This is a genomic window from Sphingomonas sp. TDK1 (assembly GCF_001650735.1).
In the GTDB taxonomy this organism is placed as follows: domain Bacteria; phylum Pseudomonadota; class Alphaproteobacteria; order Sphingomonadales; family Sphingomonadaceae; genus Sphingomonas.
The window spans coordinates 143,747-156,169 of sequence record NZ_LXVY01000034.1 but is presented as its reverse complement, the minus strand read 5'-3'; the positions used below and the strand labels follow the sequence as shown (position 1 = coordinate 156,169).

Here is a 12,423-nt window from a genome sequence, read left to right as displayed (position 1 = left end):
GGCCGTTGGCATCTTGGCCCCGGAATTGAAGAAGCTTCTCGGCTCGTTGCCGGAGTGCCCGGGCTGACGCGCCAAGCTCGCGTTCTACGTCACAAGATCGCATGCCCACGGCGTTGAGAGCGGCGATACTCGACCCCGATCCAGCCCGCCCCGCCGCTGCCTGCGTCGGCCGGAAAACCGCCTGCGCTCACCAGCGCAGCCGGACCGATCCGGTGACCGTGCGCGACGCCCCGAAATAGCAGGAGTTCGAAAAGGGACAGGCGCTGATGTAGCGCTTGTCCAGCAGGTTGGCGGCGTTGACCGCCAAGCTCCATCCCCGCAAGCGCGATGCGGCAAAGCCCAGGTCGTAGCCGAGCAGCGCGTCGACCAGCGTGAAATCCTCGCTCGTGAACCGCTGGAAGGTGGTGACGCCGTTGCGCACCAGATAGGTCGTCGTGCCGTCGGAGCCGCCGACATAGCGCACGCCGCCGCCGATCGTGAGCCCGCCCAGCGGCCCCGATCGTCCGCCCTTGCCGAAATCATAGGAAAGAAAGCTCGACGCATGCCATTCCGGCGTGCCGAGCTGGCGCGTGCCGGTGGTCGTAGGCGTGCCGCTGTTGGTGGCGGTGGCCGCGACGGCCGGCGCGCCCTGGGTGATGATTGCATCGGTGTAGCTGGCGGCTAGGATCAGATCGAGCCCGCGCGCCAGTTCGCCCCGGCCCTCCACTTCCACGCCGCGCACCCGCACCTCGCCGATCTGGATCTGCGCATTGGCGGGAATGCCGGCGGTGCCCGCACGCGGGTCGGTGACCGGCACCTTTTGCCGTCGCAGGTCGTAGGCCGACAGCGTCAGCAGCGCGTTGGTGCCGCGCGGCTGCCACTTCACGCCGCCTTCGATCATCTTGCCGGTCACCGGATCGAACGGCACGCCCAGATAGGTGGTGCCGGTCTGCGGCTCGAACGATTCCGAATAGCTGACATAGGGGGAGAGGCCGTCGACCACCTCGTACAGCGCGCCCAGCCGCATCGTGAACGCCGTTTGCGAAAGACGCGTCAGGTTGTTGGCCGCCAGCTTCTTGTTGATCGTCGCCAGCTCGTACCAGTCCCAGCGGCCGCTGGCGATCAGCTGCAGACGGCCGATCGCCACCTGATCCTGCAGATAGACGCCCACCTGGTCGCGCTTGCTATAGGTATTGACGTAGCTGGGCGAGAGCTGGATAAGATCCAGCGTCGGCAGCGTGCCGTCATAGACGGGCCGGTACGGGTTGAGATTGGGAATGCTGGTCAGCGGATTGCTGGTCTGGCCGGTGTTGAACTGCTGGAAATTCTCGCCGGAAATGAACTGATAGTCGATGCCGGCGAGCACATTGTGCCGCAATGGGCCGGTCGCGAACTTCGCGTTCAGCTGGTTGTCCATGGTCAGCGTGTCGAAATCCTCGTCGGCGCCGCCGCCGCCACGGATCAGGGTGGTGAAATCCGTGTTGCGGCTGGCGCCCGTCCCGGTGGTGGCGAAGCCCGCCACATAGAGCTGGCGATAGCTGAGCGTGTTGTTCTGGTAGCGCAGGTTCGACCGGAACGTCAGATGCGCGTCGAAATCGTGCCGGAACAGCGCGGTGATGGCCTTCTGCTTGTGATTGTAGCGCTCGTAGCCCGGATCGCCGGTGTTGACGTGGAGCGGCAGTGCGCCCGCCGGGCTGGCCAGCGCCGCGCCGTGCGCGGGCACCCCGGAATAGCCGCCGCCGCTGGGTGCATGCTGATAAGCGGCGATCAGCGTCAGGCTCGTCGCGTCATCGGGCGCGAAGGTCAGCGACGGGCTGATATGGTACCGCTCGCTCTCGGTGTCGCGGGTGAAGCCGTCGGCTTTCTGCCAGCCGGCGACCACGCGGAACAGTAGCTTGCCATCCTTGGTCAGTGGCTGGTTCACATCGGCCACCGCCCGCAGAGAAGCATAATTTCCGGCCTGCAGCTCGACGCGCCCGAACGCCGTCGTCTCCGGCGTCTTGCTGGTCAGGTTTACCAGCCCGCCCGGCGTGGAATTGCCATAGAGCACCGATGCCGGGCCCTTGACGATATCGATCCGGTCGATGCGGTTGAAGTCGGTCTGGGGCATCGAATAGGGGCCGGCGAGCAGGCGCATGCCGTCGAGGAAGACACCCGGCGTGAAGCCGCGAAGCAGCAGCTGGTCGTACCGGCTGACGGTGCCGCCGCGCTGGTTGGCGGCGACGCCCGCGACATAGCCGAGCGCCTGGTTGATCGACAGCGCGTTGCGCAGGGTCAGCTCTTCTTCGGTGATCACCGTGATCGTCTGCGGCGTCTCGATCAGCGGCGTATCGGTCTTGGTGCCGGAGGCCGTGCCCTTCGCCGCCACCCCGGTGACCACGATCGCCTCGCCCGCACGCTGCTGCGGATCCTCCTTGGTGTCGTCCTCTGCCGTGCGCGCCAGCGCACCGGCCGGCGCGGCGAGCGCGGCAGCCGTGAGCGCGAGCAGATAAAGGCGGCCGCACAGGCGGCGGGCAGAAGTGCGCATGATGGTCCCCGTTTTTGTGATTGCTAACGATTCGCAGTTGCGGTTAATCACGTTCCGCCGCGATGGCAAGCGATGCGGGGAACTGGGTGGATGCGCGACGATCACAACGGGGCACGCCCCGCACGGGGGAGCATGGCTCTGGCCGGTCGGGGCATCACAGCCACGATCGGCGGCTATGCGGCCGCAGCGGCAGGGTGCGCGCTCGCCGCGCGCCTCCTTCCCCTCCCCCGTGTCGAAGCCACCTTGTGGGCGATGCTGGCCGCGTTTCCGGCCTATGCGGCGATGGCGCTATGGGCATTCAACGCGCGCAGCCTGACGCGGGCGATGGCGATGGTCTGGGGCGGGGCCGCGGTCTGCAGCGCCGCGCTCTTCCTGCTGGGCGTGCGGCCATGAGGACGCCCTCGCTTCGCCAGTCCATGGCCCGGATCCATGGCTGGATGGGCTTGATCGCCGGCTGGATCCTGTTCGCCATGTTTCTCACCGGCACCGCCAGCTATTTCCGGCCGGAAATCACGCGCTGGATGCAACCAGAGGTGCGCGCGACGCCGGCCACGCCGTCGGTCGCGGCCGGCAGCGCCTTCGCCTATCTCCAGCGCACCGCCCCGCATGCCGCGCAATGGACCTTGTATTTGCCGGACCAGCGGACGATCGCGACCCGCGTCTTCGTTCGGGACGGCGATGTCGTCAAAGCCCAGCCCCGCGCCAAGCGGGCCCCGCGCCGCGAGGTGCGACTGGATCCGGTGCAGGGCACACCGCTCCATGCGCGCGACACCCGCGGCGGCGAGCATTTCTACCGCTTCCACTTCCAGTTGCAGCTGCCGCATCCCTGGGGGCGCTGGCTCGCCGGTGCCTGTGCGATGTGCATGTTCGGCGCGATCCTCTCGGGCGTGATCACCCACAAGCGCATCTTCGTCGATTTCTTCACGCTGCGCTGGGGCAAGGGGCAGCGCAGCTGGCTGGACGCGCACAACGTATCGGCGGTTGTCGCGCTGCCGTTTCACGCGATGATCACCTATACCGGGCTCGTCACGCTGATGGTGATGTACATGCCTTGGCCGATCGTCGCCAACTACGCCAAGCCCGCCCTGTTCGCGAGCGAGGCGGTCGGCGCGCTCCCCGAGGCGCATCGCAGCGGCACACTCGCCCCCCTCACCCCGATCGCGCCGCTGGTGGCAACCGCGACCCGGGCCTGGGGCGGCGCGCCACCGGCGCAGATCCTCGTGACCAATCCCAACGACGCGAACGCCCGCATCACCCTGTTCCGCACCGCCACCGACCGGCTGCGTGCGCGCGGCGGTGCGATCACCTTCTCCGGCGTCGACGGCCGATGGATCGCATCCTCCCCGCCCCCCGGCCCGGCAGCGCGAACGGCGGCGGTGCTGCTGGGGCTGCATCTCGGCTGGTTCGCCGATACCGGGCTGCGCTGGATCTATTTCCTGCTGGGCGCGAGCGGCGCGGCAATGGTCGGCACGGGCCTGATTTTATGGAGCAAAAAGCGCGTCCAAGCGCACCGCAGCGCATGGGGGCAGCGTCTGGTCGAGCGGCTCAACGTGGCGGTGATCGCGTGCCTGCCGGCGGGCATGGCCGCCTATCTCCTCGCCAACCGCCTGATTCCTGCCGAGCTGCCGGGTCGCGCAGACCTAGAAGTGTCCACGATGTTCTACACCTGGTTTGGCCTCACGCTGCTCGCTTGCCTGCGACCGATCCGGCGCGCATGGCGCGAAACCTTCGCCATCGCCGGCGCAGCCTGCGCTGCGCTGCCGGTGGTGAACTCCCTGACGACGGACCGCGGCCTGCCCGCATCGCTGGCGGCGGGAGACCGCTTGTTCGCGTCGTTCGACTTCGCATATCTCGCGCTTGCCGCGCTTCTTTTCTTTGCCGCGCATAAGGCGGGAACGCCGCAGCCTCCGGTGCCTGCAACGCGCACGCGACGCACCCGCGCACAGAATGCACTCGCGCATGCCGCTTGACCTCGTCGCGATAGCGTATGGCGGCCTTGCCGCGCTTGCCTTCTCCACCCGGAAACACGCCCTGGGTGAACCATGGTGCGCCCGTTCGTGGCGCGTGCGGTGGCGCAGGGCGGCTATCATGATGCTGGCGCTTGCCTGGACACGCGCTTCCACGCGCTACGGTTTCGCGATGGGGACGGTCGCCATGCTGGGTATCACGAGCGTCATGGGCGTTCTGCTCGTGCTGACCTTATCAAAAGGCTCGCGGGCGGCACTCGCTTTGGGTGCAATCTGCATCGCGGCCGGCATCGCTTTTTCGATCGCGCCCATCCCCTGAGCCGAACAGGCCCGTCGCCTTGGCTTCCAGAGCCCCGGCAAGCCGCGAACCCTTTCCCTGCTGAATGGTGACGGCGCACTTGGCGCTGCGCTTCCAATCCCCGCTTCACCGCCTCGACTACGGATCGATCCTAGCGCCCACGTGGTGCCGGCCGCGTGATGATGAAGGCCGCGAATCCCGCCAACACAAGACCGACGATAAGGTCGAGCAGGAGGGTTGGCCGCGCGCCCCACCAGAACAGCGTATAGCCCAACACCATGCCTGCGCAGGCCATGACCTTGGCCCGGGAACCGATCACGCCGTCGTCGCGCCACGCACGGAGGGTCGGCCCGAACCGCGGATGGTCGATGAGCCACGCCTCCAGCCTCGGCGACGAGCGCGCGAAGCAGCCTGCCGCCAGGATCAGGAAGATGGTGGTGGGCATCAGCGGAAGCAGCGCGCCGATGAAGCCCAGCGCCACGAACAAGAAGCCGAGCACCGCCCAGGCCCCCCGCGAAAGATGGGCGACAGCGCGGCGATGACGCGGCTCAGCCAAGGGTAGCGCCAACAAGTTCGTGGACTCGAGAGAACGCGGCGCGGGCGCCAGCGCTCACGCGCGCGTCTTCGTCTTCCGACAGGTCGAGGGTGTCGAGGGCGGCCGTGAATTCCCGCCAGTGCCGCGCGCGGCCGTCCGGATGGCCGGCGAGGTGGCGGGCGCCGTGGCTGGCGTCGAACCCCAATGCTACTGCTGCCTTGTAGAGGAAGGCCGCGCCGAGGTTTGACCCTTCGGCGACGTAGAGCCAACCGAACGCGGTCGGCAAGTCGATCGGTCCGGCGCCAAAGGCCGGGGCTCCGCCATCCTCGGGTATCGGCAGCGCCAGGTGGTCAAGGTCGTGGGCGATGGCATCGAGCCGGCGGCGGCCCGCGAGATCCGGCAGCACGGCCTCCAGCGCCGGATGCCGGTAAAGCGCATCGATGTCGCGGTGGAATTCATACTGCATCCAGAGAAAGCGTCCGTAGCGATCGCGATCCCGAAACGGCTCGGCCGCCATTATCCGCTGGTCCAGCGTTTCATGGACCGCAATGGTCGCCGCCTTCAGCCGCTTGGCGCGGCTCTGCTCGGTGGTTGCGGGTTCGTGGCGAGTGGTGATGGCCATGCGAGGCTCCTTCTTTTCGGGGATGTCAGCGCCGGAGCGAGAACAGGATGGGGATGGTGACGATCACCGGATCTCCGGGGATATCGGCGTCGGGCGGCGGCACCGGCGATCCGCGCCGCACCATCGCCACGGCCTCGCCATCGAGCATCGGATAGCCGCTACCTCGCGCGAGTCGGGCACCGAGCACATGGCCCTGCCGATCGACCGTGATCGTCACCTGCGCGATGCCTTCCTCGCGGGCACTCTGTGAGGGCCGCGGATAGCGCAGGAACCGCTTGAGATGGCCGAGCAATTCGCTTTGCCAATTGGCGAGCGCGGCCTGCGCGGTCGACGCGCTGTTGGTGCGCGCGGCGACGGTCGAGGCCTGGTTCGCGATCGCCGGCGGAGCGGTGGTCTGCTCGACACGTCGCGCCGCAGTCGATGCTTCCTCTGGCTGGGCAGCCGCGGCCGCAGCCGGCTGGTTCTGCTCCGGCAACGGCAGGATCTGCGGCGCCGGCGGGGTTACCGACCGGCTTGTGCTCGCGGTCTCCTGTTCCTGCTGGAGCGGCCCCGGCGGCACCTCGGCCGGCGGCGCCGGGGGCGCGGCAGGTGTCGGGGCCAGCTCGAACGTCACGGCCATCCGCGCCGAGGGCGCGATCCGCACCAGCGGCGATTGCGGCAGCCAGACCATGATCGCGAGTGCGGCGCCGAAGAGGAGGGCGGTGCCGGATATGCCGAGCCGGCGGCCGGCGGTAGGCGGCTCGTAGCGGGACCGCTCCCACCCCACCTCGGCCGTCGCCAACGGTGGGTGCGGGCGCAGCAGGCCGGGCAACAGCGGCGCGGCGCCACGCCCGGACAGACATGGGTCAGAAGGCATGTTCGAGCCTCATCGCGGCGGTGGTCCGCTTGTACGAGTAGAGCCAGTCGACATTGCTCTCGACCCGGTTGTGCTGGACGAGGATGTTCGGGGTCAGCCCGGCGAAGCGCAGTACCGGCAGCTTGACGATCGCGACGATATTCTGCTCGCGGTCGTGGCGCTTCGCCGCGAGAAGTTCGCTGTACGCGCGGTAGTCGCGCCAGCGCAGCGAGGTGAAGGCAAGCAGGCTGACGGCCTTGCCGAAGGATTTGTTCATGCCGAGGCGAACGCCAAGCTGTCGATAGGCATTGGCCGCATTGTCGGCCGTCTTGTCGACGAAATCGGGTCCGCCGAACAGCGACAGGCCACGCGACACCCCGTACCAGCTGGTGAGATAGGCTTCGGTCTGGGCACCGTCGAAATTGCGATATGCCGGCAGCCGATAGTCGAGAACCTTGCGGCTCAGCTCGATGCGAAGCGCAGTATTGTCGGCCGCGTTGACCATGGCCTCGCCCCGCACGCCCAAGGCAGTGTAGAGCATCGCCGATCCCAGGCTCCCGATATCGAAGCTGGGCCCCAAGGCGAAGCTGCCGCGCGACGATTGGTGATCATAGCCGATCTGGGTGGAGAGCGTCGCCTGGTTATAGGCGCCGTGCCCCCGATATATATCGCCATAGAGCAGCGCGCGGCCGGCGATTCCGCCATTGCCGCCGATCGGCGCGCGCCGGCTGAGCGTGCCTTCGAAGTTGATGCCGGCGGCCTGGATCGCGTCGGGCACCTTGCGATCGATCAGGCACGTGCCGTCCTCGCCCGTCAGGAGGCAGGCATAGCTCGCTGAACTCTGGTTGAGATTGCTGCTGTAGCCCGGGCCGATCGCGAGAGATCCCTGCCATCCGCTCCGCCGCCGCAGCACCTTCAGGAAGGTTTCGACCGTCTGGCGGATGCCGGCGGCCTTATCGCCCTGCGCGTCCAGGGCGGCCTGCGCCTGCCGGAACGCGGCGAGCGCCGCGCGGTCCTTGCGGCTTTCGAACAGCACACGGGCGAGCTCGAGCCGGCCGGGCAGGAAGTCGGGCTGCAGCTTGAGCAGCGCGCGATAGTGGCGCTCCGCCGAGGCGAGATCGCGCGCCTGCCGCGCCAGTGCCCCCTCCGCATAGAAGACCAGCATGGGATCGCGCCCGGGAAGCGCGAGATAGGCCTTGAGGAACCGCCGTGCGTCGGGCCATTGCCGCCGTGCCACGGCGATATAAAGTGCCTCGCCCATCTCGCTGGCATTGCGGTTGACCGTGTAGGTGCGCCCATCGATCCGGATCGTCGCCGGTCCGCTGCCGATGTCCTCCACAGCCTCCAGCAGCTGTCGCTCGGCGTCGTCGGAACGTCGATCGATGCCCTGACCGAGGCGCAGGCGCGTGTCATCACCGCCGACGGCCTGCGCGCCTGCAGACCCACCGGCAACCAGGGCCGCACTAGTCACGAGCAGCGCGCCGGCAAGGCGCTGTCGAAGAAGCGGAGGTACGCGCTGCACGGCCGAAAGGCTCTCCGTTGGCGGTCGAAGGAACGCTCGTTGAGAGCGACGGGAAACGAGGGGATCCGAAGACCCCCTCGCCCGAATGGCGAAACCGACGGGGAAGGTCAGTTCTTGGTGCCACCGAAGGCCGTGTTGTACTGGCGGCTGCCAAACGCAACGACGCCGGCAAGCGCCGCGGCGTTACTGCCGTAGAAGCGGCCGCTGACCTGCCCGCCCGAGGCAACCTGCACGCCGGACTGGGTGGCGGTCGCGTCGCCCCCGCCGATGATGTTGGCACCATCGATGTCGGCGTTGCCGATGTTCACGCCGAAGCCGGTGCTGGCATTGGCGATGCTGCCCGTCAGCGTCGCCGCGCCGAAATTCGCGGTGAACGTGCCGGTCAGCAGGCCCTTGTTCGCATAATCGCTGATGCCCTTGACCGAGTAGGTCGCCGTGCCGCTGGTCGGCACGGTCGTGCCGGTGCTGTCCCCGGCATAATAGACGGTGTGTGTGCCGTCGCCAGCGCTCGACGTTTGCGCCCATTCGCCGAAATAGAGGTTGGCGGTGCCGACCTTGGCGAAATGGAACACGCCCATGCTGCTGTGGTTCGATGGTGCGTCCGATGGCGCGTTGACGGTCGAAACCGCGTTGGCGTCGACGCCGACCGAGGACTGGAGGCCCTGGAAGTCGACGAGGCGGTCGAGCCCCCTCGACGGAACGGCGATGCCCGGACGGCCCGAGGCGTGCGGGCCGCCATTGATCGTGCTGGTGCCGACCACGACCTTGCTCGTGTCGGTCGATACCCCGACGATCTGCGCATTGGCAGCGCTGCACCAAGCAAGCGATGCAAGCCCGGCGGCCGCAAGCGCCTTGCGATGTACGATCTTCATGATAGTGCTCCTGCAGTTGGAGCGCCTGAACCTTCAGGCGCCTTCTTCCAGGGCGCGCAGCCATCCCGCAGGTCTTGCAGGGTTTGTCGAGATAGGCGGCGGCCCTGAATCTCCGTCATCAGAACCGGCCCGTGAGGCTGAGCCGAACCGTCCGACCAGGCGCCGGCATGAGGGACCGCGACAGCGGGTCGAGATAATAGCGGTCGTTGAGGTTGGTCCCCACCAGTTCGGCCGAGTAGCGATCATTGAGCCGGAATTTCACATAGGCATCGACGGTCAGGGTCTCACCCCAGCTATACGGGACGTTGAGACTATAGCCGTCGATGCGATCGGCGACCGGGCCGCCGATAAACGCGTCGAGCTGCGGATTGTCGTAGCCGCTATACCAGGTCAGGCGGCTGCCAACTTCCAACCGCTTTCGGAGGAAGCGTCCGCCCACGTTCCAGTTGATCTGGTCCTCGGGCGTCGCCTGGGTGAGCAGGTAGCTCGAGACGAAGCCGTATTTGACGCAATTGGGCACGCGGCCCCGAAGCCGATCCGCCAAGATAGCGAAGCTTTCGTCGCACGCCTTGTTCTTCGTCATGTGCGCCGCGCCCAGCTCGGTGAAGAACCGGCCATTGTCATAGCGGGCCTGCAGCTCGAGACCCTGGATCTCCTGCCGATCGAGATTGAAGAACAGGAGCTGCGTCGAGCGCTCGATCACGTCCCGGGTGAGGTTGTTATACCAAGTGAGCTTGATATCGGCGCGCTGGTCGCCGTCGTTCAGGCCGAAGACCCTCTTCAGATCCTGTACGAACCCCGCCTCGATCGCATACATATGCTCGGGCTTCAGCGCCTGGGTCGGGTTGATCGACGCCGAGAAGCCGATCGTGCTCTCGAACATGCTAGGGAATCGATAGGCCTCGGCGTAGCGGGCATAGGCCCTGCTCGCGCCGCTGAAATAGACGGTGGCGGAGACGCTCGGCGCCCAGTCGTGCGCGCGCCGGTCGGTGGACTGTGTAACGGCGACATTCGTCGTGACGGGCGTGATCCCGCACGAACCGGCGACATAATTGCGCATCGCTGTCAGCGCGCCATTGACGCACAGATTGTCGGCGCGCCGGAAGCTGCCCTGCGCGTCGGGCGACCAGACGGCGTTGCGGGTGACCGTGAACGGCACCGGATTGGCGGTATAGGCCGCCAGGCGTCGCCGGATGATGTTCTCGTTGGTAAACTGGGTCCGAAGCCAGGCCTCGTACGCCGCCGCCCCCGTCTCGGTCGTCTGATAGCTCTGGTTATAGCTCGAAATGGCCGACTGCCCGATGGACCCGCCGCGGATCTGCAGCAGTTTGTTGAGGAAATCGTCATACGCCCAATAGCCCGAATAGGTGACGCCGGCATTGAGTTTCAGGAAGCTGGTCGGGCGCCACTCCCCGCGCAGATTGATGCGATATTCCTCGCGCCGCCCGGCCCGGGGATATTGGCGCCAGCCATTGGCGATCGCGTCGCTATACTGGTCCTCGGAGCTGAGCTTCTCGCGCTGCCAAGACCCCTCTAGCATCAGGTCGAGGCGGCGGGTGAGCTTCACCTGATTGCTGGCGGTGAAGCCGATGCGGTTGTTGTGGCTGTTGCCCAGCGCCGTGTTGATGAGGATGGGATCGACCGTGGACGCGGCGTTGGGGAAGCCGCCGGCGCTATAGGTGTCGCTGACGGTATGCGTGCCCCACAGGCTCGCCTTCAGGTCGATCCATTTGCTGTCCGGCTGCCACTTGTACTCGGCATTATAGGCCTGGGCGTGGACCTTGCTCAGCGGCCATTGGATGTTGCCGAAGGTCCCGGTCGACGTGGACAGGATCCGCGAGGGGATGATCTCGCCATAGGTCGACTTGCTGTCGCGGAAGCCGAGCTGGAGATATTGGTCGGCGGCGATATGCCAGGTGCCCTTGGCCAGCCAGGATTCCATCTCGCTGGAGGTGTTGGGCACCTCTTCACCGGGCTTGTAGTTCAGCCCCAGCAACCGGACATAGGTGTCCGGCGCAAGCGTGAGCCCGGATTGCTGATAATAGCCGACGCCGCTTTCGCCCGAATAATAATTGCCGCGCTGGCGATAGGCATAGGCGCCGATCAGGTCGAAGGCGCCGAGGCGCCCGGCCGCCGCGACCCGCACCGCCTTGTCCCCCATTGAAAAGACGTCGTTGTCGCTCGCCTTGCGGATGGGCACGCGGACCGTGGGATCGTCATAGGGAAAGTTCGGCATGCCCGGCGTGCCGGGACTGCCGGGGAAGCCCGGAATGGTCCGATAGTCCTGTCCGGTATGCAGGGTCGGCAGCTGCGGCGACACGGAATTATTGCCGCCCTCGAGATGCAGCTCGATCCCGAACTTCTGCGCCGGCTTGAGGATGTCGCTGACGTCGAGCGTGTTGATCACCACCGCTCCGCCGGTCGAGGCGTTGACGCCGCGCGCCGAGACCGGCCCCTTCAGCACCTCAACACCGGCGATCAGGCTGGGATCGATATAGTTGCGGTTGCTGGCGCCGTTATAGCCACGCCACACCGTCAGCGCCTGCTCGGTGCCGTCGATGATGACCGGCACGCGGCCGGGCCCCTGAATACCGCGGATGCTCGGGTCGAGCGCGCCGCTGTTACGGGAGTCGCCGCTGAACACATTGACCATGCCTTTGAGCACGTCGGCCGGGTTGACGCCCTTGTAGCGCTCGACCTCGTCCTTGCCGGCAAACGTCGAAGAGATGTCGCGGTCGAAAACCGCGTCATGCCGCCGGGCATCGCGCTCGGCGCCCGTACCCTGCTCCCCAGCGGCGCCTTCGATCTTAAGCGCTTCGGTGACGATCGGGGCCTGCTGTCCATCGCCGCGGTCCGCGGCCCGGACGCGCTCGAGCGTGACGAGATTGCCCGACAGATGCCAAGTGAACCCGTTGCCCGCGAGCAGCTGCTGCAGCGCTTCGGCGATCGAAAGCCGGCCGCGCACGCCGGGCGAGCTTAGGCCGCGCACGATGGCGGCATCGACACTGATCTGGAGACCCGACTGCTGCCCGAAACTTGCGAGCGCGTCGGCCAACGACGTCGCCGGGATGTCGAAGCTGCGCGACGGTGTCTCGACCTGCGCCTGCCCCATGGCGGCAGCCGGCGACAGGATCGTCGCCGCCCCGGCCAGAAGAACGCCCCCTACAACCGACCGGCGCCTTGACCGCGCCGACGAACCCCCGAAAACCACCAAGCTGACCCCTATAGTTATGTTCACCAAAAGAATGCAAATGCGAGTCATTTGC

10 protein-coding genes are annotated in these 12,423 nt (G+C 66.9%); 3 read left to right on the top strand and 7 right to left on the bottom strand.

Going from position 1 to position 12,423, the window contains the following annotated elements; all coding sequences use genetic code 11:
• Window positions 1-187 precede the first annotated feature (187 nt).
• Complete coding sequence (locus A7X12_RS17435; protein WP_084445655.1) at window positions 188-2,506, bottom strand: TonB-dependent siderophore receptor; 2,319 nt, start codon at window positions 2,504-2,506, stop codon at window positions 188-190.
• 90 nt (window positions 2,507-2,596) lie between these two features.
• Between A7X12_RS17435 and A7X12_RS26000 the strand changes: the two genes are divergently transcribed.
• From A7X12_RS26000 to A7X12_RS17420, 3 genes are read left to right on the top strand one after another with little or no spacing between them, the layout of a single operon-like run.
• Window positions 2,597-2,899 (top strand): iron transporter, encoded by a 303-nt coding sequence (locus A7X12_RS26000; protein WP_198162067.1) that lies wholly within the window; start codon window positions 2,597-2,599, stop codon window positions 2,897-2,899.
• The gene (locus A7X12_RS17425) at window positions 2,896-4,476 is read left to right on the top strand and encodes a PepSY-associated TM helix domain-containing protein (RefSeq protein WP_064312723.1); all 1,581 of its coding nucleotides are present in this window, start codon (window positions 2,896-2,898) and stop codon (window positions 4,474-4,476) included. Before A7X12_RS26000 ends, A7X12_RS17425 begins: the two co-directional genes overlap by 4 nt.
• The gene (locus A7X12_RS17420) at window positions 4,454-4,792 is read left to right on the top strand and encodes a DUF3325 family protein (protein WP_157105636.1); all 339 of its coding nucleotides are present in this window, start codon (window positions 4,454-4,456) and stop codon (window positions 4,790-4,792) included. Before A7X12_RS17425 ends, A7X12_RS17420 begins: the two co-directional genes overlap by 23 nt.
• A 130-nt stretch (window positions 4,793-4,922) precedes the next feature.
• Here the strand turns inward: A7X12_RS17420 and A7X12_RS17415 are convergent, their stop codons facing one another.
• The 6 genes from A7X12_RS17415 to A7X12_RS17390 all read right to left on the bottom strand — a co-directional run bounded on the left by A7X12_RS17415 (window position 4,923) and on the right by A7X12_RS17390 (window position 12,269).
• Window positions 4,923-5,327, bottom strand: coding sequence for a YbaN family protein (locus A7X12_RS17415; protein ID WP_084445652.1), 405 nt, complete (start codon window positions 5,325-5,327; stop codon window positions 4,923-4,925).
• Window positions 5,320-5,928, bottom strand: coding sequence for a biliverdin-producing heme oxygenase (locus A7X12_RS17410; protein WP_064312720.1), 609 nt, complete (start codon window positions 5,926-5,928; stop codon window positions 5,320-5,322). Before A7X12_RS17410 ends, A7X12_RS17415 begins: the two co-directional genes overlap by 8 nt.
• Window positions 5,929-5,953: 25 nt before the next feature.
• The gene (locus A7X12_RS17405; protein WP_084445649.1) at window positions 5,954-6,784 is read right to left on the bottom strand and encodes an energy transducer TonB family protein; all 831 of its coding nucleotides are present in this window, start codon (window positions 6,782-6,784) and stop codon (window positions 5,954-5,956) included.
• On the bottom strand, window positions 6,774-8,285 hold the full coding sequence (locus A7X12_RS17400; RefSeq protein WP_084445646.1) for a surface lipoprotein assembly modifier: 1,512 nt from the start codon (window positions 8,283-8,285) through the stop codon (window positions 6,774-6,776). The genes A7X12_RS17405 and A7X12_RS17400 overlap by 11 nt, the downstream gene beginning before the upstream one ends.
• 107 nt (window positions 8,286-8,392) lie before the next feature.
• Complete coding sequence (locus tag A7X12_RS17395; RefSeq protein WP_064312719.1) at window positions 8,393-9,157, bottom strand: Slam-dependent surface lipoprotein; 765 nt, start codon at window positions 9,155-9,157, stop codon at window positions 8,393-8,395.
• A 118-nt stretch (window positions 9,158-9,275) separates the two neighbouring features.
• Window positions 9,276-12,269, bottom strand: coding sequence for a TonB-dependent receptor (locus A7X12_RS17390; RefSeq protein ID WP_064312718.1), 2,994 nt, complete (start codon window positions 12,267-12,269; stop codon window positions 9,276-9,278).
• Between the last annotated feature and the right edge of the window lie 154 nt (window positions 12,270-12,423).